The following is a 25,502-nucleotide window of genomic DNA, read 5'->3' on the forward strand; positions in this document are numbered from 1 at the left end:
CTTACTTACCCAGGCAGAAGCTCGAGAAGATCTTGTCCAGCAGATTTTCCACATCGACGCGGCCGATCAAGGCCTCGAGGCGTCGAATCGCGACCCGGACTTCCTCTGCAGCGATATCGTACCGCTCGGGTCCGAAATCAAGCAATTCCAGCGCGGTTTTGAGCGCATCGGCACCTTCTTGGAAGGCAATTCGATGTCGCTCCCGCGTCGCGAGGCCGCTGGATTGAACGCGCTCGGAAAGCGTGGCGCCAATCTCGGAAATCAGCGCCTCGATCCCCTGCCCGGTGGCCGCGGAAATCGCCTGCGCGTCGCCGGACAGATCTCCCTTGGAGCGGCGGACGATGTCGGCCTTGCGCGGAACGACGTCCAGCATCTCGTCGGCCTCCAAAAGGAAGACCCGCAGATCCGCCAGTTCGGCGCGATCGCGGGCGCGCTGAATGCCGATTTTCTCGACCGGATCTGCCGCCTCGCGCAACCCCGCCGTATCAAGGAGCGTCACCGGGAGGCCGGCAATTTCCATGCGGACTTCGATGACATCACGGGTCGTGCCCGCATGTTCCGAGGTTATCGCAGCGTCACGTCCCGCCAAGGCATTGAGAAGAGTTGATTTTCCGACATTCGGTCGCCCAATGATCGCGACCTCGAAGCCGGATCTGATACGTTCCGCAGCGTCAACGCCCGCGAGCCCACGCTCGAGTTCGCCTTTCACCTTGATCAGCGCCGAGCGCACATCGTCGCTGACGTCGACCGGCACCTCTTCATCGGCGAAATCTATCGTCACCTCGAGCAGAGAGGCCGCGAAGATCAGTTCCTCGCGCCAGAACTCGACCTTCTGGCCGAGGGCACCGGCGAAAATGGTCATCGCCTGGGTCCGCTGGCTTTCTGTTTCGGCCTCAATTAGATCCGCCAGCGCCTCGACCTGGGTCAGATCCAACCGGTCGTGTTCCAGCGCCCGGCGCGTGAATTCGCCCGGTTCAGCCTGGCGAACCCCCTCTATGGCGGCAAGTTCACGAAGAACCGCTCGCAGGATGGCGATGCTGCCGTGCAGGTGAAACTCGACGACCTGCTCGCCGGTGAAACTCTTGCCTGCCTCGAAGGTCAGCACCAGCGCTTCGTCGAGCACTTGCCCTGCCCCGTCGGTCAGCTTGCGCAGCGCGCTGCGGCGCGGCGCTGGCACATCGCCGCAAAGACGAGAACAGGCGTCCCATGCCGAGGGTCCGGAAACCCTCACCACGGAAACGCCTGCTTTGCCGACCGCGCTGGCAAGTGCGAAGATCGTATCCATCCCCGCCTCCTTTGCGGTTTATGTTTAGCTGTTCATCGAGTCGAAGAACTCGCCGTTGGTCTTCGTCTGCTTGAGCTTGGAGAGCAGGAATTCGACGGCGTCGGTCGTCCCCATCGGGTTGAGGATCCGGCGCAGCACGAAGGTCTTCTGCAGGTCGACCTTGTCTGTGAGCAGGTCCTCTTTCCGGGTGCCCGACTTGAGAATGTCGATCGCCGGGAAGACGCGTTTGTCGGCGACCTTGCGGTCGAGCACGATCTCCGAGTTGCCGGTGCCCTTGAACTCTTCGAAGATCACCTCGTCCATGCGCGAGCCGGTGTCGATCAGCGCGGTCGCGATGATGGTGAGCGAGCCACCCTCTTCGATGTTCCGCGCGGCACCAAAGAAACGCTTCGGACGCTGCAGCGCGTTCGCATCGACACCGCCGGTCAGGACTTTGCCCGACGACGGCACGACGGTGTTGAACGCCCTACCAAGTCTTGTGATCGAGTCGAGAAGAATCACAACATCTCGTTTATGTTCGACGAGTCGCTTGGCTTTCTCGATAACCATCTCCGAGACGGCCACGTGACGGGTCGCCGGTTCGTCGAAGGTCGAGGAGACGACCTCGCCTTTCACCGAGCGCTGCATGTCGGTGACTTCCTCGGGGCGTTCGTCGATCAGCAGAACGATCAGATAGCACTCGGGGTGGTTCTTCTCGATCGAGTTGGCGATGTTCTGCAGCAGCACCGTCTTACCGGTCCGCGGCGGCGCCACGATGAGCGAACGCTGACCCTTGCCGATGGGCGCGACCAGATCGATGATCCGGGCCGACTTGTCCTTGATCGTCGGATCCTCGACTTCCATTTTCAGGCGCTCGTCGGGATAGAGCGGCGTCAGGTTGTCGAAGGCGATCTTGTGACGGGCGCGGTCCGGATCCTCGAAGTTGATCGCCGAGACGTCGACCAGCGCGAAGTAGCGCTCTTCGTTGTCGGGCGCACGGATCTCGCCTTCGATGGTGTCGCCGGTGCGCAGCGAGTATTTCCGGATCATGTCTGGCGAGACATAGATGTCATCGGGGCCCGGCAGGTAGTTCGCCTCGGGCGAACGCAGGAAGCCGAAGCCATCCTGCAGCACTTCGAGAACGCCATCTCCGAAGATGGTCCAGCCTTCGTCTGCGCGCTCGCGCAGGATCTGGAACATCATCTCGCCCTTGCGCATCGTCGATGCGTTTTCGATCTCGAGCTCCTCGGCCATCGCCAGGAGATCCTTCGGGCTCTGCGCCTTGAGATCGGACAGGTTCAGACGCTCGACGATATCGGCATCAGTCATGAATTCCTCCGGGCCGCGATCGGCCGTCGTTTCGCAGCTATCTGCGTGTGTCTTTTGGGAAGGTCCCACCAGAACAGGTGTTGAGAAGATGCCTATCCCCTCCCCCGGTCGAAGTCAATTCCCGGAGCGGTTCGGTGCCAGCCCGCCTAGATTTCAAAAAATTAAATAAAGAAAAGAAGAGATGATTTTGATTATAGGTAACCCGACTCCGGTGGATCAAATGTTTCACGGAGCTCTGTCCACGGCGGATCCTTCTGTGGATAGATCTGCGGAGATCTGTCGGATCTGCTTTGGGTGAAACTATGTTTGGATCATATAAATAAGCCCTTATAACGCGTGATACCCCATTGTGGACAGATCTTGGAGAGATCCGGTCGGATCCGGTTCTCCACAGCGCGGAGTTATCCAAGCCCACAGACTCAGGAATCACCGCGACTCGACGTGAGCCTGAAGAGATCTCCCCAGCCTTGAAACCGGGGGCGATTTTCCCCAGAAGCTTCCCCTGACAAAGGCCCAAGTCTGCGAACAGGTTTATCCCCATGAGTCTTCCGCTCGTCCTCGCCTCCGGCTCCCAGATCCGCGCCGAAATGCTGCGCTCCGCCGGCGTTCCTTTCGGAATCGAAGTGGCGCGCGTCGATGAATCCTCGATTCGCGATTCGCTTCTGGCGGAGGGCGCCGCGCCGCGCGACGTGGCGGACGCGCTGGCCGAGTATAAGGCGCGCAAGGTGTCGGCCCGCGTCCCCGGCGCGCTGGTGCTTGGCTGCGACCAGGTGCTGAGCTGCAACGGCAAGCTCTATTCCAAGCCCGAAAGCCCCGAAGAGGCCCGTGCCCAGCTCCTGGAGCTTCGCGACCAGCGGCTGCAGCTTCTGTCGGCGGCGGTCATCTACGAGGCTGGCGAGCCGGTCTGGCGCCACGTCGGCGTTGCACGTCTCAAGATGCGGGCTTTCTCGGAAGCCTATCTTGATGACTATATAGAGAGAAACTGGGAGAGCCTGCGCACGTCCGTGGGTGGTTTCAAGCTGGAGGAGGAAGGCGTGCGACTGTTTGCGAGTATCGAGGGAAGCCATTTCACCATTCTGGGGCTGCCGCTGCTGGAGCTTCTGGGCTTTCTGGAAGTGCGCGGGGTGATTGCCGGATGAGCGGCGAGCGGATCCCTCTTGCGGGTGTCATTGGCTCACCCATCGCGCATTCCCGTTCTCCTCGGCTGCACGGGCACTGGCTGAAAAGCTACGGGCTTTCCGGGCACTACATCCCGATGGACGTGCCGGCAGCGAAGCTGGAAGAAACGCTGCGCCTGCTGCCCGAGATCGGCTTTGTGGGTGTGAACATCACCATTCCGCACAAGGAGCGGGTGATGGAGATCGCCGACATGGTCTCGGACCGGGCGACGCTTATCGGTGCGGCGAACACGCTGACCTTTCGCGAGGGCGGCAAGATCTACGCCGACAACACCGATGGCTACGGCTTTCTCGAGAACCTCAAGCAGGGCGCGCCCGACTGGCGCGCCACTGCCGGCCCGGCGGTGGTGCTGGGCGCAGGCGGTGCCTCGCGCGCGGTGATCACCGCGCTGCTCGAGGCCGGGGTGCCGGAAATCTATCTCAGCAACCGTACGCGGCTGCGCGCCGAGAAGCTGCGCGAGGACTTTGGTCAGCGCATCCATGTCATCGACTGGGTGCATGCGGGCAACGTGCTGGAAGAGGCGAACACGGTGGTCAATACCAGCTCGCTCGGCATGGTCGGCAAGCCCGAGCTGCGGGTGCCTCTGGATGGGCTGCGGCCCGGCACGCTGGTGACCGACATTGTCTACACGCCGCTGGAGACCCGCCTGCTGCGTATCGGCCGCGAGCTGGGCTGCACCTGCGTTGACGGCCTGGGCATGCTGCTGCACCAGGCGGTGCCGGGCTTCGAGCGCTGGTTCGGCACGCGCCCGGTGGTAGATCAGGCCACCCGCGACGCGGTGCTCTGATGCGGTTCAGGCTCGGTCTCACCGGATCCATCGGCATGGGGAAGTCGCAGACCGCAGGCTTCTTTGCCGAGGCGGGCTGTCCGGTCTGGGACGCCGATGCGGCGGTCCACAGGCTCTATGCTGCGGGCGGTGCGGCGGTCGCTGCCATCGGTGCGGCCTTCCCGCAGGCCATCGTCGATGGCGCGGTTTCACGTGAGGCCCTGCGCGAGGTCATTGCGGCGGATAGCACGGCGCTGAAGCTCCTCGAGTCCATCGTGCACCCGCTTGTGCGAGCCGATCGCGCAGAGTTCGACAGGACCCATCCCGAGGCCATCGGCGTCTTCGACATCCCCCTGCTCTACGAGACCGGATCCGAAACCGAGTTCGACGCGGTGGCCTGTGTCACCATTCCCGAAGACATCCAGCGCGACCGGGTGCTGGCGCGAGGCACGATGAGCGCGGAAGATCTCGATCGCATCCTCGCCCGCCAGATGCCCAATGCCGAGAAATGCGCCCGCGCGGATTTTGTCATCACAACGGACACGCTGGACCATGCCCGCGCGCAGGTTCAGGCTGTTCTGAAAGAAATCGAAAGGCGGCTCGATGCGTGAGATCGTTCTCGACACCGAAACCACCGGCTTCGAGCCGGAACAGGGCGACCGCATCGTCGAGATCGGCGCGGTCGAGCTCTACAACCACGTGCCGACCGGCAAGGTCTATCACCAGTACATCAACCCCGAGCGCGCGATGCCGCAGGAGGCTTTCGAGGTGCACGGGCTGGGCGACGACTTCCTGCGCGACAAGCCGGTTTTCGCCAAGATCGTCGACGAGTTCATCGCCTTTCTCGGTACGGACGCCAAGCTGGTGATCCACAACGCCAGCTTCGACGTGAAATTTCTCAACGCAGAGTTGAAATGGGCGAACCGTCCGCAACTTTCAAAAGATTGCGCCATCGACACGCTGATGATCGCGCGTAAGAAGTTCCCCGGCTCGCCCGCGTCACTGGACGCGCTCTGCCGCCGTTTCGGCATCGACAACTCCAGCCGGACGCTGCACGGGGCACTGCTCGACAGCGAGATCCTTGCGGAAGTCTATCTGGAACTGATCGGCGGCAAGCAACCGGACCTGGTGCTGGCGCCTGTCTCCTCGGGCCGCAACAGCGCGGGAGGCGAAGAGGAATGGCGACCGTCCCGGCGGCCCGTGGCCCTGCCTTCGCGCATCACCGAAGAAGAAAAGGCGGCTCACGCCGCCTTTGTCGAGAAACTCGGAGAGAAGGCGCTCTGGTCGCGGGGCTGAAGCCCCGCCACCTCGCAAGCGCTCAGGCGTCGAGCTTGCGCTCTTCGCCGGCCGCGGCAGTTGCCTGCTGACGGCGCGCGATCTCGTTGCGGTACAGCGCGACGAAGTCGATCGTCTCGAGGTTCAGCGGCGGGAAGCCACCGTCGCGGGTCACATCCGACACGATGCGGCGCACGAAGGGGAAGAGCATGCGCGGGCATTCGATCAGCAGGAACGGGTGCAACTGCTCTTGCGGGACGCCTTCGATGTTGAACACGCCGGCGTAGTCAAGCTCGAGGATGAACAGCATGTCGCCGGTCGCCTTCGACTTGGACTCGACCTTCAGCTTCAGGACGACTTCGTACTGGTTGTCGGCCGACCGCTTCTTGGCATCGAGGTTCACCTGCACCTGAACGTCGGGCTGGACCTCACCGGTCACGCCCTTCTGCGCGAGGATGTTCTCGAAGCTCATGTCGCGCACGAACTGCGCGAGCACGTTCATCTTCACCGCTGCCGGGGACTGCTGCGCGTCTGCCGCGCCGTTTTCGCTGATTTCAGCCATGGAAAGCTCCTGTTGGATTTTGTTTCCGAATAGCAGCCCCGGGGAAACGGCTCAATGCTTAGTCCAACCTGACCCTGGGTGATTGGGGCGCTTGGAGCCGGGAATCTCGGTAAATTCCCCCTCGATCACGTCATCTTGTGTCTGCGGGCCGGGGCGATAGGGCTCGGTTTGCGGGCGCGGGCCGCTCTGGGGATGCCCGCCCATCTCGAAACGCTGCACCTTGATGCGGGTCGAGATGAAACGCATCACCGCGTCCCGCACCGCGGGGATCAGCAGCGCGAAACCGCAGGCGTCGGTGAAGAAGCCGGGCGTGAGCAGCAGCGCGCCGGAAAACAGGATCATCGCGCCATGCGCCAGCGGCCGGGTCGGATCCTGAAGCCGCGAGAAAGAGCTCTGCAGATCCGACAGCGCCCGAAGACCCTCGCGCCGCACCAGAGCAGTGCCGAGGATGGCGGTCACCACCACGATCAGCAGCGTCGGCCACAGACCGATCAGCCCTCCGACCTGGATGAACAGCGTGATCTCGATGAGCGGCACCGCGACGAATGCCAGAAATAGCCACATGGCCTCACTCCTTTTCCGTGGGTGCGCACTGGTAGACTTGGCGCTGCCCAGTGCCTACATAGGAATGCAACACCAGATTTTCCATGTTTTGCCCAAGAGGTGCCGATGAATATGCCGATCGTCCAGCTGCTGGTACTTGCCGCGATCGCGATCTTTCTGATCCTGCGTCTGCGGAGCGTGCTGGGCACACGCGACGGGTTCGAGAAGCCGCCCGTGCAGGCACCGTCCCGCCGTGACGACAGCCGTCGCGACTTCGAGGTGATCGAGGGCGGGCCTGACCACGACATCATCGACCATGCCCCCGAGGGCAGCCCCTCGGCCAAGGCGCTGGCCAAGATGAAGGCGGTCGACCCGAGCTTCAATGTGGGCGAGTTCCTCGGTGGCGCGCGCGGTGCCTACGAGATGATCCTCATGGGATTCGAGCGCGGAGACGTGGAAGAGCTCAAGCCCTTCCTCGCGGAGGATGTATATGAGAGCTTTGCCGAAGTGGTCGAAAACCGCCGCCAGCAAGGCCTGACCATCGAGGCCGAATTCGTCGGCGTGCGCGAGATGTCCCTTGTCGAGGCGACCTTTGACGAGGTCTCCAAGCTGGCCGAGATCACCGTGCGCTACACCGGCGAATTGACCTCGGTTGTGAAGGATGCCTCGGGCACCGTGATCGAGGGCAGCCCGACATCGGTAAAACGTCAGAAGGATGTCTGGACCTACGCCCGCAACATGGGTAGCGACGATCCCAACTGGCAGCTGGTCGCGACCGACGAATGAGGCGCGCGATCCGGGCGGCCGTGCTGACAGGAGCAATACTGGCAGGGACCATGGCCGCTGCGGAAAGCGACACCAACTACGAGATCCTGAGCTTCGGCGATCTCGACGGATGGGCGACGGATGATCATTCCGCCGCCCTTTCGGTTTTTCTGAACACCTGCGGCGATATGACCGACCCCGACTGGCGGTCGCTCTGCGCACTGGCGCGGGATGCCGGGGAGGCCCGCGAGTTCTTCGAGCTGTTCTTCCGCCCGGTGATGATCACCGGCGCGCCGGAAGATGCCGAGGAAGGCACCGGCGGGCTCTTCACCGGTTATTTCGAGCCGGAGATAGACGGTTCCCTGCAGCGTGATCCGCTCCACACCCACCCGGTCTACCGCCTGCCGCCCGAAATCGCCGAGACCGAAGGTCCGTGGCTGACCCGGCGCGATATTCTCACCGGCGACGTCCTGCAGGGCCGCGGGCTCGAGATCGCCTGGGTCGCCGACCCCGTCGAGCTTTTCTTCCTGCAGGTGCAGGGCTCGGGCCGCATCCGCCTGCCCGACGGGCAGCACCTCAGGGTCGGCTACGGCGGTGCCAATGGCCATCCCTACCGCTCGATCGGCAAGGAGCTGGTGGCGCGCGGCATTTTCAGCCTGCACGAGGTCTCGGCACAGGTCATCAAGTCCTGGGTGCGCGACAATCCCGAGGACGGGGCCGAGCTGCTGATGCACAACCCCTCCTACGTCTTCTTCCGCGAGGTGAACGAGGTGCCCGCCGAGCTCGGCCCGCTTGGGGCGATGAACCGTTCGATCACGCCGCTGCGCTCGATCGCCGTGGATCCTGCCTACGTGCCTCTTGGCGCGCCGGTGTGGATCGAGAAAGCGGGCGCCGAGCCCCTGCACCGACTGATGATCGCGCAGGACACCGGTTCCGCCATCAAGGGTCCGCAGCGCGCCGATGTCTTCATGGGCACCGGCGACGCGGCCGGGCGCAAGGCCGGCACGATGAAGGATCCGGGCCGTCTGGTGGTGCTCCTGCCGATCCAGCGCGCCTATGCGCTGTTGCCGGAGTCGGTGCTGTGAGCCGCCGCAAGCTGCGTCCGGACGAGCTTGAGCTCTGGCAGCTTGTCGCGCGCAGCGCCGAGAAGCTGCCGGGCCGAAAGATGGCCCCCGAAACCCCTGCCCCCAAGCCTGCGAAGCTGCGCAAGCCGATAGTGCCCCGCGACCCGGTGCAGAATTTCGCGCTCGGGACCCGCGCGCCGACCCCGCAGGAGCGGCACGACTTCTTCGCCTCGACCTCGGACCGGCTGGCGCAGGACCCGGTGCGTATGGATGCCAAGGCCTTTGGTCGGCTCAAGCGCGGCAAGCTGCAGCCCGAGGCGCGGATCGACCTGCACGGCATGACGCTGGACCAGGCGCACCGCGAGCTGGCGGGCTTCATCCTCGGCACGCAGATGCGCGGCTTCCGGCTGGTTCTGGTGATCACTGGCAAGGGTTTGCGCGAGGATCCGCACGACCCCATGCCGCGCCGGCGCGGCGTTCTTAAGACCCAGGTGCCGCAATGGCTGCGGATGCCGCCGCTCTCGGCCTGCGTGCTGCAGGTCTCGGAGGCGCATATCAAGCACGGCGGCGGCGGAGCCTATTACGTCTATCTCAAGAAACGGCGCTGACGCGTCAGCCGACGATCATCTCGCCATGCTCGGCGAGATAGATGCGCAGCCAGGGGGTGAAGGCCTCGGGCTGCGCAGCGATGCGCTCGCGCACCTCGGACAGTGTGAGCCATTCGGTGTCCATGACCTCGGCGGGGTTCGGTGCGGGCTCGACCCCTGGCCCGGCCTCGGCGACAAAGATATCGACAAGCTCGTGCTCGGTCATGCCACCGCCGACCTCGGCCCGGTATTCTACCTGTCCGCGGTACTGCGGATCGAGCCCCCGCAGCGCCAGTTCCTCGTCGAGACGCCGAAGCGCGCAGTCGCGCGGGCTTTCGTCCCAATGCGGATGGGTGCAGCAGGTGTTCGCCCAGAGGCCCGGCGTGTGGTATTTCTCCAGCGCCCGGCGCTGCAGCAGCGTCCGTCCCTCGCGCATGACAAAGACCGAGACCGCCTTGTGGCGCAGCCCCTTGAGGTGCACTTCGAGCTTGTCCACCGGAACGAGGGTGTCCTCCACCCACGCGGGAATGTCCTGGGCCATGCGGCGCCTCCTTCTGAAGCGTCTGTTTCACTGCTGCCCGCGACAAGGTCAAGTCGCGGCATTTTTCCCGCGTCGGGCATTCCGTCGCAGCGCATCGCGGGGCAGACTGCCCTAGAACCGTAACCGGAGACGCGAAACTGGAGAATGGTATGTATAGCAAGATGATGCTGGGCATCACGGCCGCGTTCGTGGCGGGCTCCGCTCAGGCCGGGGACGCCGAGGCGGGCAAGAAGCTCTTCGAGCAGCGCTGCCGCGCCTGTCACGTGATCCAGGCAGACGACGGCACGCCGATCCAGAAAGGTGGCCGGACTGGGCCGAACCTTTACGGGGTGGTCGGCCGCGTCGCGGGCAGCGAGGACGGCTACCGCTACAAGGCCTCCATCGTCGAGGCCGGTCAGAAGGGCCTGGTCTGGGACGAGGCGAGCCTCGAGACCTACGTGCAGGATCCCTCGGGTTTCCTGCAGGAATATCTCGGCGACAGTTCCGCGCGCTCGGGCATGACCTTCAAGCTGAAGAAAGGCATGGAGGACGTCTACGCCTATCTCGCCTCGGTCACGGAGTGAGCCGGGCTCACCGACTGCAAACGGCTCTGAAACGGCAAAGGGCGCTCCTGCGGGAGCGCCCTTCTCGTTTTCTGATAGCTCACCGCCCGGTGTCAGTTGACGAGCGCGGTGGTGCGCTGCGTGGTGGTCACGCCGCTGTTGATGATGCTCAGCAGGGTCTGCAGGCCGGCCAGCGGGCTCTCGGTCGCCAGCACCACGTCGTCGGGGTAGATCGGGAACTTGCGCGCCGCGAAGAGCCCGTCGGCGGTGGTCATGTCGAAGGTGAAGACGACCTGCTGCATGTTCGGCCTGGCAGCGCCCGACCCCAGCTGCTTGGGCGTGTACTCCCGCAGCACCATCACCCCGGTGGGATCGGCGCGCACGTCGTAGAGCCCGCCGATCAGCGACAGCGCCTCGAGCGCGTTGATCTCGTCCTTGGGGAAGTTGACCAGCGTCTGCCGCGACGAGGCGCCCATGCCGGTGAAGGTGCGGTAGTCCTCCTCGATGACAACCGTGTCGCCGGGCAGCAGCAGCGAGTTGTAGGCGCCGCTCTCCATCAGGGTGCGGGCCGAAATTTCGTAGGTGGTGCCCTGCCGGATGAGCCGCACCAGCGGGTTCTTCAGGCCGGGGTTGATGCCGCCCGCATCGGCGATGGCGCCGAGGATCTTGTAGTTGCGCGAGGGCATCGGGAAGCTGCCCGGACGGGCGACGCCGCTGACCATCTCGATGGCGTTGCCACGGCCCTCGGTGAGGCTCACCTGCACCTGCGCCGTCGGCACGATGGCCTCGAGCTTTTCCTGGATGCGGCCGCGCGCCGACGCCGGGCTGAGGCCGCGCACGAACACCTCGTCGACGTAGGGCAGGAAGACCGCGCCATTGGCGCCGACCTCGACCGCGGGCAGCACGGTGAACTTCTCTGCGGGGTTGGTCAGCAGCGAGTTTTCCTGGCTGTCCCAGATGCGGATGTCGATGTGGTCGCCGGTCTGGATGACGCTTTGGTTGGTTCCGGTCGAGGTGCGCGGCCAGCGGCCGTCGAGCGTCGGGCCGGTCTGCGGCCAGGAGGCGATCAGCGGCATGTTCGCGCGGGTCACCTCGACCACCTGGAAGGTCGGATTCTGCTTGTCGGCCTGGGCGAGGATCTCGGATTGCATCGCGGCGCCACGCGGCAGCGCGCAGCCCCCCAGAAGAGCAAGGCTCGCAGCGACGGCAAAAAGACTACGCGAGAGTTTCAACACGGGGGTCTCCGGGACGTTCCGAGGGTTTCTAAAGCTTTGCTCGAAGTGATAGACAGTTTTGAGGCTTGGGAAAAGTCGCTTGCGCCGCAGCGGCAGCCTGGCTTGGCGATTTCTTCGCGCCGCGGTGCGCGATTTCTTGCAGGAGACAGACGGGAATGACTGTATCGAAGCGCGTGCTCGACATTTGCCTTGCCGCGCTGCTGCTCGTCCTGCTGTCGCCGCTGATCCTTGGTATCTGCCTCGCGCTTCTGTTGCGCGAGGGTCGGCCGGTGTTCTACCTTTCTGAACGCATGCGCAGCCCGGACCGGGGCTTCCGCCTTTGGAAATTCCGCACCATGCGCCCGGACGCGGGCGACCGCGGCGTCTCGGGCGGGGACAAAGCCGACAGGATCTCGGAAACGGGAAAATTTCTCAGACGTCACCGGCTCGACGAGTTGCCGCAACTTTGGAACATCCTGCGTGGTGACATCAGCTTTGTCGGCCCGCGCCCGCCGCTGCGCCGCTACACCGAGATGTTCCCCGAGCTCTATGCCGAGGTGCTGCGTGCGCGGCCGGGGGTGACGGGTCTGGCCACGCTGGCCTTTCACCGCACCGAGGAGCGCCTGCTGGCGCCTTGCCGCGATGCCGACGAGACCGAGGGGGTCTATTGCCGCCGCTGCGTGCCGCGCAAGGCCCGGCTCGACCTGATCTACGCGCGCCGACGGAGCCTGTGCTACGATCTGCGCCTGATGGCGGCGACCGTGGTCAGGCGCGTCGGTCTGCATTGATCAGCGCCGCAACTGTTGCAGGGTGACGTAGCCGGTGGTTTCGCCCAGCCATTGCCGCGCGCCGACGATCTCGCCCCCGGCATCGACGATGTAGACATCGGCGAAGTCCGGCTCCGTCTCGCTGCTGCAGGCGGCACGGACGGCCATGCCCGAGACACCCGGAATGACCTCGACCTGCTGCTGCGGGGTCACGCTGCAGCTGTAGGTCAGCACCTCGGTGACATCCTCCGGCGTCAGGAAGCGCTGGACGTAGCGCGCCTGTCCGGCGCTGCGGGCGCGGACGAGGCGCAGAAGCGCATCTTCCTCGACCGACATCAGGTCGCCGCCGAGACCGCGCGTCGCGGTGATCATGCCGTGGCGCAGGACGATGGCCTGGCGGCTGGCGGTGCCATAGGTCCGGTGCTCGCCGTTGCGCTCGATCTCAAGCGCCACGGCTTCGGACTTGCGGTCTTCGATGCGCAGGCGGAGCACCGGCAGGTCCGTGGCGGCGAGCGTCGCGGCGATCTCCTGATCGGAAATCGGCTTGTTGTCCTCGTCGCTCGTGCCGAACAGCGCGCTGTAGGCGCTTTCGAGCAGCGGGTCGCGCCGGTCGTCGTTGCCGCAGCCGGCGAGCGCGGCGATCAGCCCGCCCAGAAGCGCGGCGCGGCAGGTGGTCTTCAGGGTCATCGCCAGAACCTTCCCCAGGAGGCGGCCACGTCGGGCTCGTGATTTTCGCGGATGCGCTCGTAGAGCCGGTCGTCGATGGACAGCTTGGCGCCGCCGTCGCGCTGCACCGAGCGGATGGTGAGCGTGCTGTCGTTGCGCGAGGGCTGTCCGGTGCCGATCGCGACCGGGATGGTGAAGATCAGCCCCTTGTCAAAGGAGCCCTCGCCGAAGTCCTTGGCCGAGACATCGGTCTTCGTGGCGAAGGCGCCGATCCGCCAGCCGTTGGCGAACTCACGGGTGACTGTTACCGTCGCGCCGGCATCGCCGGCGATGTAGCGGCCGACATCGAGCTGCGCGTTGTAGCCATTGCCGAAGTCGTAATAGGCCGAAACGTGGCCGTTCACATGCGGGAAGCTGCGGGTGATGCCGGTGACCGGGTCGGTGGTCTCGTTGCCCTGCAGTCCGAAGAGCATGTCGAAGTCGCGGCGCTCGACGTAATTGAGCTCGGCGCCGAGGGCGAAACGGCTGGTGGCCGGTTTCCACAAAAGCTCGGCAGAGGCGCCGGCGTACATTGGCTCGAGATAGCCCAGCGTCAGGCGGCTGTAGAGCTGCGCCGCGGGCTTGCCATAGAACCCCAGCGTCAGGCGCGGGATGCGCGGGTCGGCCTGACGGGCGTATTCGGCGTAATCCGTCCGCACGCGCGGCAGCTTGGATTCCGACTCGCGGGTCACCTCGTCGAGATTGCCGACGATCGTCTTGTTGAGCGAGCCGTTCAGGACGATGTTCGGAGTGAACTCGATGGTGCCACGCAGCGAAGCGCCGAGATCGAGCCGCAGAGGCCCGTCCGGATCGAAGGTCGAATACCCGTAATAGGGCGCCAGCGACCACAGGAACTTGGGGTAGCTTTCCAGTTCCTGCGCCGGTGTGTCAGCGGGCGCTTCGCCGAAGCGGGCGCGCACCAGCATCTCGGTCGCGGCCTCGTTCTCGAGGGCTTCGAGATCCGAACGGCGCAGGGTGATCGCAGAGGCCGGGGCCCCGTTTTCCGAGGGGATGATCACGAATTCCTCGACAGATCCGGGCATGATCCGGCTCATCGAGCGTGCGGCGCGGCCCACGGCCTGCGAGGTCGCGCCATAGGTCTCGTTGCGCAGCCGCAGTGTGGCGCGATGCGGCTCCAGCCGGAAGCCCTCGAGCTCCAGTTTTTCGCGCTTCAAGCTGCGCGCGAGTCGGGTCTGCGTCGAGGCCTCGGTCGCAGCGAGGTCGGTGGCCCAGCCAAGATCGCGCGCCTCGGCGCCGGTGCGCGGCTTGATCGGAAGCGGCGCGCTCTCGATACCGCCGGGAATGCCAAGCGTCTTGGGGTTCATCGTATAGGTGTACTGGGCACCGATCGTGCTGCCGTAGGCATAGTAGAGCGAGAGCTGGCTGCCGCCCTTGAAGCGGTAGTCCATGCCAATGTTGATCGGTGAATTGTGATCGAAGGTCGAGTTTTCGCGCTCGAGATCGTATTGGTCCGAGGAATACTCGAGCTTGAACGTCAGCCGGTCGTCCGGCGACCAGGCGACGCCGCCAAAGGGGGCGATATCGCCGCGGAACCAGCGGTCGGTGGTGGGCTGGCCGCCTTCGTCGAGGACCTCTTCGGAGCGGGTGCCGAAGCCGCCGAACCCGTTGTAGCTGGCCAGACGGCCCCAGCCGAGGCCGCCGGTGATCTGCAGCCCGGGGGTGATCGTCTTGGTGGCGACGATGTACTCACCGCTGTAGATGCCGGTGCCGATGAAATCCTGCAGACCCACGACCACCGAGGGGCGCCAGTCGCCTTCGGTCAGCAGCTGGAAGCGCAGATCGAAGCTGCGGTCGTAATAGACCCCGTCCACCGAGGCGCGGTGATCGAAGCTGCCGATGCCGGTATAGCGGAAGGTGCCCACGAGCCGCGGTGCGATCTGGAAGCTGACGGAGCCGCGGTTGGCGGTGCCCATGCGACCGAAGGTCAGCCCCAGCGTCGCATCGGGCGACATGTTGGCGTCGGGCATGTCCACGAGCCCGGGCAAGCCATAGAGATTGTAACTCGGCACAGTTTCCGGATGGGCAGCCCCCGCCAGCGCCGTCGCCCCGGCCAGAAGTGCCGCGATACCTGCCCGTCGTGCCATCACGTCCTCGTTTCGCTTTCGTGTTTTCCCCAGAGCTAGAGCCAAACCACGGCCCTGTCCATGGATCACCTGCCGCAGGGTTGCTGCTGTGGGTTCTGCGGCACGGTTGCAGCGCGGATCCGCTTGGAGGGCGCCGTGGTGGTCGGGACCGGGGCGGATTTTCGGAAGATTTCTAAATTTTAAGACAGGGGTAACAGCGGGCGGGCTATTCCCGGTGCGGGGTGTTTGGAAGGGGATGGATATGGCCGCCGACAGCAATGTCGCGCCAGTCATCATCAAGCGGAAGAAGAAGGGCGGCGGCCATGCTCATCATGGCGGCGCCTGGAAGGTCGCCTACGCGGATTTCGTGACGGCGATGATGGCCTTCTTCATGCTCATGTGGCTGCTCAATGCGACGACCGAGAAACAGCGCAAGGGACTTGCGGATTACTTCAACCCGACCATTGCCGTGGCCCGGATTTCGGGCGGCGGGGATGGGCTGATGGGCGGCGAGAGCACCTTTTCCGAGAACGTGCTGCCGCGCATGGGCACCGGCTCGACCGCGCTCGAGGCGACCGAGAAGGACGCGGCGCGGGGCAGCGAGACCATGGGCGAGTCCGACCCCGAGGCGGCCGAGACGGCGGAGCTCGAGGAACTGCGCGACCGGCTCACCGCGCGCCATGGCGAGAGCATGGTGGATGACGGGCTGATGCGCCACGTGGTGACTCGGGTCACCGACGAGGGGCTGGTGGTGGAACTGTTCGAAACCCCCGACGCGCGGCTCTTTGCTCAGGACGGCAGCCCGACCTTCCTACTGCGGCGGCTGGCACAGATCATCGCCGGGGCGAGCCGGACGGTGCGCAACCCTCTGGCCGTCGAGGGCCACGTGCCCGCGGCGCCGATCGTGCTGGCGCGGGACCGCTCGTGGGACATCTCGGGCGAGCGGGCGTCCTGGATGCGCAGGCTGTTGCAGGAAGAGGGCGTGCCCAAGGCGCGCATCGCTCGCAGCACCGCCCATGCGGACCGCGAACCCTCACGCGGGAACCCGATGGACACGCGGAATGGCCGGGTCGAGGTGATCTTCCTGCGCAAGTAATCCCGAGCGCCTCGCCTCAGCAGCGGAAATGGTCGGGATTTTACCTGTTAGCCCGCCGTTAAGTCGCCGTCCGTAGGCTCAGGGGACGGGAACAGGTGACAGCAGAAAGGCGCGCCCATGACTATCTCTTCGTCTCTGAACGCCGGTGTCTCGGGGCTGACCGCGAATGCCAGCAGGCTCGCGGCGATCTCCGACAATATCGCCAATTCCTCGACCTACGGCTATCGCCGGGCCGAGACGGAGTTCAACGCGCTGGTGATGACCGATGGCGGGCGCTCCTACACGGCGGGGGGTGTCATGTCCTCGAACATGCGGGTGATCGACCAGAAGGGATCTCTGGTGACCACCGGCAACGCCACCGATCTTGCCGTGCGGGGCAGAGGGATGCTGCCCGTCGTCGGCGGCCCGCAATACCAGGCCAATCCGACCGAGCCCGAGCTTCTGCTCACGTCCACCGGCTCCTTCCGCATCAACGAGGAAGGGTATCTTGCCAATGAACTCGGCTATTTCCTCATGGGCTGGCCGGCGGACATCGACGGCACCATCCCGAACTTCCCGCGCGATACGGTCGACGGGCTCGAGCCGGTGCGGTTCAGCCTCAACCTGCAGGGCGACCCGACCACCGCGGTGGAGATGAGCCTGAATCTGCCCGCCACCGCCACGATGTCGGATTCCGACGGATCCTCCGAGACGCTGTCGGTGGAATATTTCGACAATCTCGGCGTGTCGCAGAACATCGCGATGACCTTCACGCCGACGGTCCCGGCGACCGGCATGTCGAACGAATGGACCATCGTGATGACCGATTCCGCCTCCGCCGGCGCCGTGATAGGCGAATATGTGGTCACCTTCGACGACACCCGCGCGGCAGGCGGCAAGATCAGCACGGTCACTACCGTCTCCGGCGGTGCCTACAATGCCACCACGGGCAAGATGACGGTGACCGTGGCCGGCGGGCCGATCGAGGTCGACATCGGCGCGGTCGGCGACAGCATCGGCCTCTCGCAGCTGTCCAACAGCTTTGCGCCGATCTCCATCGCCAAGGATGGCTCCCCGGTGGGCAACATGGTCTCGGTCGAGGTGGATGAGAACGGTTTCGTCAACGCGCTCTATGACAGCGGGGTCAGCAAGACGCTCTACCAGATTCCGCTCGCCGACCTGCCGAACCCGAACGGCATGATCCCGATGGACAACCAGACCTTCAAGCCCTCGCCGGAAAGCGGCTCTTACTTCCTCTGGGACGCGGGGGACGGGCCGACCGGCGACATCAAGTCATACGCGCGCGAGGAGTCCACCACCGACGTGGCGCATGAGCTGACCGACATGATCCAGACGCAGCGGGCCTATTCCTCGAACGCCAAGGTGATCCAGACGGTCGACGAGATGTTGCAGGAGACAACGAATATCAAGCGCTGAGCCGCTTCGCCCGCACGCCTGACGTAAGCGCACGCGCCCGCCGCAGGCAGATCTTCAGCCCGACCGCCCTCCAGAGGAGCCGCCCAAATGTCCCTGAACGGAGCTCTTTCCAACGCGACCAGCGGCCTGACCGCGAACAGCCGGGCCGCCACGGTGATCGCCTCGAACATCGCCAATGCGTCCACCGAAAGCTATGGCCGGCGCGAACTCGAGACGGCGTCCCGCGCCAGCGGCAGCCATGGCGGCGTGCAGGTGCTCGGGGTGCTACGCCAGGTCGATGCGGCGGTGCTCTCGGACCGTCGCCTGTCCGACGCGGGCAGCGGGTACGCCGGCGAGATGGAGGCCTTCGCCAGCCGCATCGCCGGGCTGGTTGGAGAGAGCGGCGCGCTGGGCTCACTCACGGGGCGCCTCGCGGCCTTCGAAACGGCGCTGGTCTCCGCCTCCGCCGACTCGGCCTCGACGCAGCGGCTGCAGACCCTGGCGAGGGCCGGACTGGATTTCACCGACATGCTGAACGCGCTCGGCAGCGACCTGCAGCAGAGCCGGGTGGCGGCCGATGCTGGGATCGCTCGGCGGGTGGACCAGCTGAACACTGGTCTCGCCCGTGTGCGCGCGCTGAACGAGGCGATCGCGGCAGACGTCCTCCGCAAGGGCGACGCCGCCTCGCTGAAGGATGAGCGACAGCGGGTGATTGATGCGCTTGCCGAAATCGTGCCGCTGCGCGTCGTCGACCGGCCGCTCGGGGCGCAGGCGATCTACGCCGCCTCGGGCACCGTGCTGCTCGACCCGACAATCAACAGCGCCCCGGCGGAGATCGGCTTCACCGCCACCGGGGCGATCGACGCGGCGATGACCCTCGCGGGGGGCGCGCTCTCGGGGCTGACCATCAACGGTGTCGCCATTTCCAGCAGCAACGCCGGACCACTTGGTGGCGGCAGCCTCGGCGCCCAGTTTCAGATCCGCGATCTGCTGGCGCCCGAACTGCAGGCTGTGCTCGACGGGCTGTCGCGGGACCTCATCGACCGCTTCGCCCCTGGCGGGCCGGATGGCACGCTTGCCCCCGGCGATCCCGGGCTTTTCACCGATGCGGGGGCGGTCTTTGATCCGCTCGACGAAGTCGGTCTGGCCGGGCGGATCACGCTCAACGCGCTCGTCGATCCGGAGGGCAGCGGTACCTGGCGCCTGCGCGACGGTGTGGGCGCGGCCACTCAAGGGCCGGTCGGCGATGCGACGCTGCTGACCGGTTACATGACCGCGCTGGAAACCCTGACTCTGCCCGCCTCGGCGAGCCTCGGCAGCGGCAGCAAGGGCTTCGCCCAGCATGTTGCCGAATTTCACTCGGCGCTTTCGCTGACCCGCATCCGGGCCGAGGACGAGCTGAGCTTCACCACGGCGCGCACCACGGCGCTGCGTGAAATCGAGCTCTCCAAGGGGGTCGACAGCGACGCCGAACTCCAAGCGCTGATCCGGGTCGAGCAGAGCTACGCCGCCAATGCCCGCGTGATCAGCGTGGTCGATGAGTTGATGCAGCGGCTGCTGGCGATCTGAGGAGGAACAGCCATGGACACGGTCGGAGATTTGGCGCGCAGCCTCGTGCTTGGCACGCATCACACGCGGCTCAACCGCGCCCTCGACCAGCTCGGCGTCGAGATCGCGACAGGCTTCCTGAGCGATCCGGCGCGGCACCTGCAGGGCGACGTCACCGGGCTGGTCGCGCTCGACCGCGACCTCTCGCGGCTCGAGGCCTTCCGCGTCAGCACGACCGAAGCCGCGGCGCGTTCGGCCACGATGCAGACCACGCTCGAGGAACTGCAGGGCCGGGCCGAGTTGCTGTCGCAGGTGCTGCTCTCGGCCGAGCTGACCCCGACCCAGGAAATGCGAGAGACCTTCTCGGAAGAGGCGCGCAATGCCATGGGGCAGCTGCTCGCCGGGCTCAACCGCACGATCGGCGGTCGTTTTCTCTTTTCCGGCACGGCCAATGACACGCCCGCCGTCGAAGGGACGGCGGATATGCTCGACGACCTGCGGCTCGCCCTCTCCGGGCAGTCCACTGCGGCGGATATCGGCGCCGCGCTCGACACATGGTTCGACAGCGCCGGCGGCGGCTTCGAGACCACCGGCTATCTCGGGGCGACGCAGGACGCGAGCCCGATCCGCATCGGCAGCGGCGAGTCGGTTTCTCTGGACATCCGCGGCGATAATCCCGTTTTCCGTGCCTTGCTGAAATCCGTCGCCAAGGCGGCGCTGGCGACCGATGACACGCTGGCGCTCGCCCCCGAGGTGCAGACCGAGCTGCTATCGCAGGCCGGCCGCGAATTGCTTGGTCATCAACAGGGCATCGTGGAGCTGCGCGCCGGGCTCGGCGCCAAGGAGGCCCGCATCGCGGAGATCACCACGCGCAACGCCGCCGAGCGTTCGGCCCTGAGCATGATGCGCGTGGATCTGGTCGGCACCGACAATTTCGAGGCGGCAACCCGCTACGAGACCATCCGCGCGCAGCTCGAAAGCCTCTACGCGATCACCGCGCGCTCGTCGCAGCTCTCCTTGGTGGACTTCCTGTGATGATCCGCGCGTGGGCTCTTCTGTTTCTTGCCGGAATCCTCGGCGCGGGTTTGCTCGGCAGTGCGGGACCATGTGCCGCGCAGGCGGTGCGCATCAAGGACCTGGTCGAGCTCGACGGCGTGCGGTCCAACGATCTGGTGGGCTACGGGCTGGTGGTCGGTCTCAACGCCACCGGCGACGGGCTGCGCAACGCGCCCTTTACCGAGGAAATCATGCAGAACATCCTCGAGCGGCTGGGCGTCAACGTCACCGGAGAGCAGTTCCGGCCGCGCAACGTCGCTGCGGTCTTCGTCACCGGGCGCTTGCCGCCCTTCGGCCGCGCCGGGAGCCAGATCGACGTGACGGTTTCGGCCATCGGTGACGCCAGCAGCCTGCTGGGCGGCACGCTGATCATGACGCCGCTCAACGCGGCAGATGGGCAGATCTACGCGGTGGCGCAGGGCACCGTGATCGCTGGCGGTGCCGAGGCGCAGGGCAATGCTGCGCGGGTGATTCAGGGTGTGCCAACCTCGGGGGTGATCCCTGCCGGCGCCCGGATCGAACGCGAGGTCGATTTCGATTTCACCCAGCTCGCAACCTTGAGACTGGCCTTGCGGGAGCCGGATTTCACCACTGCCGGTCGCATCGAGCGGGTGATCAATACCGCGGTCGGGGCCGCGGCGGCGCGCATGCTGGATGCGGGCACGGTCTCGGTCGATCTGCGCCGCACCGGCGCCGGGTCTCCGGCGCGGGCGGTGGTGGCGATCGAGAACCTGCCGGTGGAGCCGCAGCGCCGCGCTCGGGTGGTTGTCGACCAGCGTTCGGGCACGATCGTCATGGGCGAGGATGTGCGCATTTCGCGTGTCGCGGTCTCGCAGGGCAATCTCACCTTGCGCATCGACGAGGCGCCCCTGGTGGTGCAGCCCAACCCGTTCGCCGAGGGGCAGACGATCGTGGTGCCCCGCAGCAACGCCAATATCGTCGAGGAACCGGGCATCGGCCTTGCCGAGGTGCCGGGAGGGACCTCGCTGTCGGAGGTGATCGCCGGGCTCAATGCGCTGGGGGTTTCGCCGCGCGACATGATCGACATCCTCAAGAGCATCAAGGCGGCGGGCGCGCTCCATGCTGAATTCGTCGTCATGTGAGCCGGGCAGGGGCGATGCCCCGTGCCGCGGGTTGCGAGAAAACCAGGGGTGAAGGAGTCACCGGATGCTCGGCATCATCGGCATAGTTGTCATTTTCGGCATGGTCTTTGGCGGCTACCTGGCAGCGGGTGGGAAGATGTCGATCATCATCAAGTCGCTGCCGTTCGAGATGATGATGATCGGCGGTGCCGCGGCGGGCGCCTTCCTGCTCGGAAACGACGGCAGCGTCGTGAAGCACACCCTCGCGGATATCGGCAAGGTGTTCAAAGGTGTGAAGTGGAAGCCCAATGACTACAAGGAGTTGCTCTGCCTGCTCTTCGAGTTGATCAAGCTCGCCCGGCAGAGCCCCGTGGCGATCGAGGAACACGTTGAATCGCCGGGCGAATCGGCAATATTTTCCAAGTACCCGAAGATCCAGAGCGACAAGGTTGCCATCGAGCTGATCTGCGACACGATGCGCTCGATGTCGATGAATTACGACGACCCGCACCAGGTCGAGGAGGTGCTCGACAAGCGGATCGAGGCGCTGGAAGAGCATCGCATGCATTCCAGCCACGCGCTGCAGAGCATGGCGGATGCTCTGCCAGCGCTGGGAATCGTAGCGGCGGTGCTCGGGGTGATCAAGACTATGGCCTCGATCGACCAGCCGCCAGAGGTTCTGGGCAAGCTGATCGGTGGCGCGCTGGTCGGCACGTTTCTCGGGGTCTTTCTTGCCTATGGCTTCATGGGCCCCTTCGCCAACAAGGTGAAGGCCGTGGTCGGAGAGGACCTGCATTTCTACAAGCTGATCCGCGAGGTGCTGGTGGCCAACCTGCACAACCACGCGACCAATATCTGCATCGAGGTCGGTCGGCAGAACACGCCGGCGCATTTCCGGCCGAGCTTCGTCGATCTCGAGGAGGCGCTGAAATCGGTCAAGCAGGAGGCAGCATGAACACCGGGTGGCAGGAGATCAGGCGCCGCGCCCGGCTTCCGGTCCTGTTGCTGGTCCTTCTGCTGGAGCTGCGGCCGGACCCCACCGCGGCGCAGCAGGTCGTGCTGCGCAGTGGGGAGCATGACGGTTTCACCCGGCTGGTTCTCGACCTTCCCGAAGGCCTTGGCTGGCAGGGAGTCCCGGGTCGGGACGGCGCCAGCTACCTGGTCGAGCTGGCGAGAGGCGGCTTCGACATCCGTCTCGACGACGTTTTTCGGCGCATCGGCCGCGACCGGGTTGCTGCGGTCTCGGCGCTGCCCGGCGGAACGGGGGTCGAACTGGCGCTGGCCTGCGATTGCGTGGTGGAGAGCTCGCTCCACGACGGGCACTTGGCCGTGCTCGACGTGCGGCCGCGCCGGGCAAATGAGCCCAGACCCGCGCCGCCCCCTGCAACCGCGCAGGCGAACGGGGCGGCGCGGGTGGAAGACGGGACCGTGGTCGAGACACCGGGGGCGCAGCCAGGGCTGGACCTCGGTCTGCTTCCCGGCCTGTCCGACGCCACGGGGGCGCGGCGGTTGCTGCCGACCTTCGATCCGGGACCGCGGCTGGTCGACGAGGCGCGGACCCCCGCGGCGGATCGCGAGATCGCCCGGAGTTTCGGCCAGTCCCTCGCCGAGGAACTCGCCCGCAGCGCCACGCAGGGTCTGCTTGACGCCGATGGGCCGCTGCAGGAACCGACGGAACAGGCCTCCCCGCCGGAGGATGGCTCCGGTGCCGAGGCAGATCGCGCGGCGCAGGCCCGGGATCCGATCAGCGCCGAGATCCTGGCAGGTTCGGCGGCGCGCGGGTTCGGCGGCACCTCGGTGTTGCGCCTGGGCGGGCAGCGGGCCTGTGTCGAAGATCGGCGCCTCGACCTTCCCGGCTGGTTCGGCGAGGAGGGCGAAGCCGGCGCCGTTGCGCGGCTCGGGGCGCTGCGCAGCCGGCTGCTGGGAGAGTTCGACCGCATCGACACGCAAGTGCAGCGCGACCTTGCGCGGCTCTACATCTCTCTCGGGTTCGGTGCCGAGGCGCGGACGCTCTTGCGGCTCGAGAATGACATTCCCGACCCGGTGCTGATGACTCTGGCGACGCTGACCGAGGGCGGCGCCGATCCGGCGGGGGTGTTTGCCGGGCAGAGCGAGTGCCCCGGTCGCGCCGCGCTCTGGGCGGTGCTTGGCGCGCGCGGCTTGCCGGACACGGCGCAGATCGCAGTGCCGACGATCATGGCGACCTTCGAGGAGCTGCCTCTCGGGCTGCGCCGTATCCTCGGCCCGCGGCTGTCCGAGCGCCTTGCCGAGGAGGGCGAGTTCGACGCCGCACGCAACGTCCTGTCGCGGCTTGCGCGGGCGTTGGGGCGAGTGACCGAGGAAATGCAGCTCGCCGCGGCGCGGATCGCCCGGGCCACGGGTGCCACGGCAGAGGCGGAAACGCTGCTCTCCGAACTGATTGCCGCGCCGGGCGAGCTGGGGGTCGCCGCGGCGGTCGAAAGCATCGACCTCGCCACCGCCGAGGGCCACCAGGTACCGCCGGAAATGGTCGAGCTGACCGGCGCCTACAGCACCGAGCGACGCACGACCGACTCGCGCGATGCGATCTGGCTGGCGCATGTGCGGGCGGCTTGGGCCAACGCCGAATTCGACCGGGCCTTCGCCGAGATTTCCGGCCCCGCCGAAGTTGCCGCCGAGACGCGCCTGCGCGCCCGGACAGAGGCCCTGGAGGCGCTCACCGCCTCGGGCCCGGACGCGAAATTCCTGCGGCACGCGCTCGAACCTCTCAACCTCGCCCTCGCGACGGTGGACCCCGGTCTCGCGCTGCAGGTCGCGGACCGGCTCCTGGCGCTGGGCTTGCCCGAGGCTGCCGGGCGCTGGCTTGCGGGGCCCGCGCCGCCAGGGCGGGCACATGACTGGCGGCTTCTGGAGGCGCGTCTGGCGCTTGCGAGCCAGCGGCCCGAGGCCGCGGAAATCGCGCTGGTCGGGCTGCAGGGCGATGACGTGCTCCGGCTGCGTGCCGAGGCCCGCGAGGGCATGGGGGACTTCGAGTTTGCCCAAACCGCCTACGAGCAGCTCGGCGATGCGCAGAACGCGGCGCGCCTCGCCTGGCTCGCTGGAGATCTCGAAGCGACGGCGCGCGGCGAGGACCCGGTGCTGGCCGAAGCCGCGGCGCTGGCACGCGCGGCACCGCCGGAGGCAGGCATGCCCTCTCTGGAGCAGGGGCAGGCGCTGGCCGAGAGCGGCAAGAGCACGATCGAGACGATCCGCGCCTTGCTCGCCGAAAGCGCGGTTCCAGCGCTCTGACCGGGTGATCCTGGTCGGCGCAGCTTGGCCGGAAAGGAAATCGAAAGCGAATCTGCCTAGACCGACAGGATGATCTGCAGGATGCGGAATGAGAGACTTGAGACCCGGACCTCCTAGATCGCGCACCCCGAACCGCTGTGGCTGCCGGCGGCAGGACGCTGGGCATGCGGGCCTCCGCGACGCCGCGGGTGGCGCGCTGCTCGCGGTGGTCCTTTTGTTCTTGGGTCTGGCGGCGCCCGCGCGGGCAAGCGCGGCGGCAGAAGATAGGCTGCGCTGCGATCGCGCCGCCGTTCTGGCGGCAGAGCGGCTCGGGGTTCCCGTCCCGATCCTGCGCGCTGTCACCCGGGTCGAGACCGGGCGCCGCCGCGACGGCGCGCTGCAGCCCTGGCCCTGGACGGTGAACCTCGGCGGTGACGGCTTCTGGTTCGACAGCGCCGCAGAGGCGCGGGCCTTTGCTGCCGGGCAGCTGGCGCGCGGCCGTCGCAACATGGACATTGGCTGCTTCCAGGTGAACGTCCGGTGGCACGGGAAGGCTTTCGACTCCACCGACGAGATGTTCGATCCCGAGGCGAACGCGCTCTATGCCGCAGGGTTTCTCAAGCGGCTGCATGGCGAGGAGGGGGATTGGGACAGGGCGGTGGCCGCCTATCACAGCCGCACGCCGGAATATGCGCGCCGCTACATCGCGCGCTATCGCAGCGTGCGCGAGTCGCTCGCCGGAGCGCCGCCTCCTGAGGCCGCCCGCGACAACGGCTTTCCGCTGCTGGTGGGGCAGGGCGCGCGCTTGCCTGGCTCGCTGACGCCCCTGGGAGGCGCGGCGCGCCCCTTCCTCGACCTGCGCCAGGGTCGGCGCGATCCGGCGGGGGGCTGA

Annotated in this window: 25 protein-coding genes; 17 read left to right on the forward strand and 8 right to left on the reverse strand. The window is 66.2% G+C overall.

Features of this window, described 5'->3' with window-relative positions; all coding sequences use genetic code 11:
• Window position 1: 1 nt before the first annotated feature.
• Window positions 2-1,285 (reverse strand): tRNA uridine-5-carboxymethylaminomethyl(34) synthesis GTPase MnmE, encoded by a 1,284-nt coding sequence (mnmE, locus tag CEW88_RS00600; RefSeq protein ID WP_108964222.1) that lies wholly within the window; start codon window positions 1,283-1,285, stop codon window positions 2-4.
• Between the two features lie 24 nt (window positions 1,286-1,309).
• Window positions 1,310-2,593 carry a transcription termination factor Rho gene (gene rho / locus CEW88_RS00605; RefSeq protein ID WP_108964223.1) on the reverse strand — a complete coding sequence of 428 codons (1,284 nt, stop codon included), beginning with the start codon at window positions 2,591-2,593 and terminating at the stop codon, window positions 1,310-1,312.
• Window positions 2,594-3,132: 539 nt separating this feature from the next.
• Between rho and CEW88_RS00610 the strand changes: the two genes are divergently transcribed.
• From CEW88_RS00610 to dnaQ, 4 genes are read left to right on the forward strand one after another with little or no spacing between them, the layout of a single operon-like run.
• Window positions 3,133-3,732, forward strand: coding sequence for a Maf family protein (locus CEW88_RS00610; protein WP_108964224.1), 600 nt, complete (start codon window positions 3,133-3,135; stop codon window positions 3,730-3,732).
• A complete protein-coding gene (locus CEW88_RS00615; RefSeq protein ID WP_108964225.1) occupies window positions 3,729-4,559 on the forward strand; it encodes a shikimate dehydrogenase in 831 nt (276 codons plus the stop codon). Before CEW88_RS00610 ends, CEW88_RS00615 begins: the two co-directional genes overlap by 4 nt.
• On the forward strand, window positions 4,559-5,149 hold the full coding sequence (gene coaE, locus CEW88_RS00620) for a dephospho-CoA kinase (protein ID WP_108964226.1): 591 nt from the start codon (window positions 4,559-4,561) through the stop codon (window positions 5,147-5,149). The genes CEW88_RS00615 and coaE overlap by 1 nt, the downstream gene beginning before the upstream one ends.
• A complete protein-coding gene (gene dnaQ / locus CEW88_RS00625; RefSeq protein ID WP_108964227.1) occupies window positions 5,142-5,834 on the forward strand; it encodes a DNA polymerase III subunit epsilon in 693 nt (230 codons plus the stop codon). The genes coaE and dnaQ overlap by 8 nt, the downstream gene beginning before the upstream one ends.
• A 22-nt stretch (window positions 5,835-5,856) precedes the next feature.
• On the opposite strand, the gene secB is transcribed toward dnaQ, so the two are convergent.
• Both secB and CEW88_RS00635 read right to left on the reverse strand, forming a co-directional pair.
• Window positions 5,857-6,366, reverse strand: coding sequence for a protein-export chaperone SecB (secB, locus tag CEW88_RS00630; RefSeq protein ID WP_108967451.1), 510 nt, complete (start codon window positions 6,364-6,366; stop codon window positions 5,857-5,859).
• 60 nt (window positions 6,367-6,426) lie between these two features.
• On the reverse strand, window positions 6,427-6,939 hold the full coding sequence (locus tag CEW88_RS00635) for an FxsA family protein (protein WP_108964228.1): 513 nt from the start codon (window positions 6,937-6,939) through the stop codon (window positions 6,427-6,429).
• 105 nt (window positions 6,940-7,044) lie between these two features.
• On the opposite strand from CEW88_RS00635, the gene CEW88_RS00640 reads away from it, so the two are divergent.
• From CEW88_RS00640 to CEW88_RS00650, 3 genes are read left to right on the forward strand one after another with little or no spacing between them, the layout of a single operon-like run.
• Window positions 7,045-7,704: a Tim44/TimA family putative adaptor protein gene (locus tag CEW88_RS00640; RefSeq protein WP_108964229.1), complete on the forward strand. Its 660-nt coding sequence runs from the start codon at window positions 7,045-7,047 to the stop codon at window positions 7,702-7,704.
• Window positions 7,701-8,768, forward strand: coding sequence for a murein transglycosylase A (gene mltA, locus CEW88_RS00645; protein ID WP_108964230.1), 1,068 nt, complete (start codon window positions 7,701-7,703; stop codon window positions 8,766-8,768). The genes CEW88_RS00640 and mltA overlap by 4 nt, the downstream gene beginning before the upstream one ends.
• Window positions 8,765-9,355 (forward strand): Smr/MutS family protein, encoded by a 591-nt coding sequence (locus CEW88_RS00650; protein WP_108964231.1) that lies wholly within the window; start codon window positions 8,765-8,767, stop codon window positions 9,353-9,355. Before mltA ends, CEW88_RS00650 begins: the two co-directional genes overlap by 4 nt.
• Window positions 9,356-9,359: 4 nt before the next feature.
• Here CEW88_RS00650 and idi read toward each other — a convergent pair whose 3' ends face one another.
• Window positions 9,360-9,875 (reverse strand): isopentenyl-diphosphate Delta-isomerase, encoded by a 516-nt coding sequence (gene idi / locus CEW88_RS00655; RefSeq protein WP_108964232.1) that lies wholly within the window; start codon window positions 9,873-9,875, stop codon window positions 9,360-9,362.
• Between the two features lie 149 nt (window positions 9,876-10,024).
• On the opposite strand from idi, the gene CEW88_RS00660 reads away from it, so the two are divergent.
• Window positions 10,025-10,438: a c-type cytochrome gene (locus tag CEW88_RS00660; protein ID WP_108964233.1), complete on the forward strand. Its 414-nt coding sequence runs from the start codon at window positions 10,025-10,027 to the stop codon at window positions 10,436-10,438.
• Between the two features lie 92 nt (window positions 10,439-10,530).
• On the opposite strand, the gene CEW88_RS00665 is transcribed toward CEW88_RS00660, so the two are convergent.
• Entirely contained in the window at window positions 10,531-11,652 is a 1,122-nt protein-coding gene (locus CEW88_RS00665) for a polysaccharide biosynthesis/export family protein (RefSeq protein WP_254694417.1), read from the reverse strand.
• A gap of 155 nt (window positions 11,653-11,807) precedes the next feature.
• Between CEW88_RS00665 and CEW88_RS00670 the strand changes: the two genes are divergently transcribed.
• Window positions 11,808-12,419: a sugar transferase gene (locus CEW88_RS00670; RefSeq protein ID WP_108964234.1), complete on the forward strand. Its 612-nt coding sequence runs from the start codon at window positions 11,808-11,810 to the stop codon at window positions 12,417-12,419.
• Here the strand turns inward: CEW88_RS00670 and CEW88_RS00675 are convergent, their stop codons facing one another.
• The gene (locus CEW88_RS00675) at window positions 12,420-13,085 is read right to left on the reverse strand and encodes a YjbF family lipoprotein (RefSeq protein ID WP_108964235.1); all 666 of its coding nucleotides are present in this window, start codon (window positions 13,083-13,085) and stop codon (window positions 12,420-12,422) included.
• On the reverse strand, window positions 13,082-15,208 hold the full coding sequence (locus CEW88_RS00680; protein ID WP_108964236.1) for a YjbH domain-containing protein: 2,127 nt from the start codon (window positions 15,206-15,208) through the stop codon (window positions 13,082-13,084). The genes CEW88_RS00675 and CEW88_RS00680 overlap by 4 nt, the downstream gene beginning before the upstream one ends.
• A gap of 241 nt (window positions 15,209-15,449) precedes the next feature.
• On the opposite strand from CEW88_RS00680, the gene CEW88_RS00685 reads away from it, so the two are divergent.
• From CEW88_RS00685 to CEW88_RS00720, 8 genes are all read left to right on the forward strand, one after another.
• On the forward strand, window positions 15,450-16,283 hold the full coding sequence (locus CEW88_RS00685) for an OmpA/MotB family protein (protein ID WP_108964237.1): 834 nt from the start codon (window positions 15,450-15,452) through the stop codon (window positions 16,281-16,283).
• A gap of 117 nt (window positions 16,284-16,400) precedes the next feature.
• Window positions 16,401-17,699 (forward strand): flagellar hook protein FlgE, encoded by a 1,299-nt coding sequence (locus tag CEW88_RS00690; protein WP_108964238.1) that lies wholly within the window; start codon window positions 16,401-16,403, stop codon window positions 17,697-17,699.
• Between the two features lie 87 nt (window positions 17,700-17,786).
• Window positions 17,787-19,247 carry a flagellar hook-associated protein FlgK gene (flgK, locus tag CEW88_RS00695; RefSeq protein ID WP_108964239.1) on the forward strand — a complete coding sequence of 487 codons (1,461 nt, stop codon included), beginning with the start codon at window positions 17,787-17,789 and terminating at the stop codon, window positions 19,245-19,247.
• Window positions 19,248-19,259: 12 nt separating this feature from the next.
• Entirely contained in the window at window positions 19,260-20,261 is a 1,002-nt protein-coding gene (locus CEW88_RS00700; protein WP_108964240.1) for a flagellin, read from the forward strand.
• On the forward strand, window positions 20,261-21,385 hold the full coding sequence (locus CEW88_RS00705; RefSeq protein WP_108964241.1) for a flagellar basal body P-ring protein FlgI: 1,125 nt from the start codon (window positions 20,261-20,263) through the stop codon (window positions 21,383-21,385). The genes CEW88_RS00700 and CEW88_RS00705 overlap by 1 nt, the downstream gene beginning before the upstream one ends.
• A 64-nt stretch (window positions 21,386-21,449) precedes the next feature.
• Window positions 21,450-22,319: a flagellar motor stator protein MotA gene (motA, locus tag CEW88_RS00710; RefSeq protein ID WP_108964242.1), complete on the forward strand. Its 870-nt coding sequence runs from the start codon at window positions 21,450-21,452 to the stop codon at window positions 22,317-22,319.
• Window positions 22,316-24,631: a hypothetical protein gene (locus tag CEW88_RS00715; protein WP_108964243.1), complete on the forward strand. Its 2,316-nt coding sequence runs from the start codon at window positions 22,316-22,318 to the stop codon at window positions 24,629-24,631. Before motA ends, CEW88_RS00715 begins: the two co-directional genes overlap by 4 nt.
• A gap of 205 nt (window positions 24,632-24,836) precedes the next feature.
• On the forward strand, window positions 24,837-25,502 hold the full coding sequence (locus tag CEW88_RS00720; RefSeq protein ID WP_438839468.1) for a transglycosylase SLT domain-containing protein: 666 nt from the start codon (window positions 24,837-24,839) through the stop codon (window positions 25,500-25,502).

Origin of the sequence: Alloyangia pacifica (genome assembly GCF_003111685.1) — a bacterium.
GTDB classification, from domain to species: Bacteria; Pseudomonadota; Alphaproteobacteria; order Rhodobacterales; family Rhodobacteraceae; genus Salipiger; species Salipiger pacificus_A.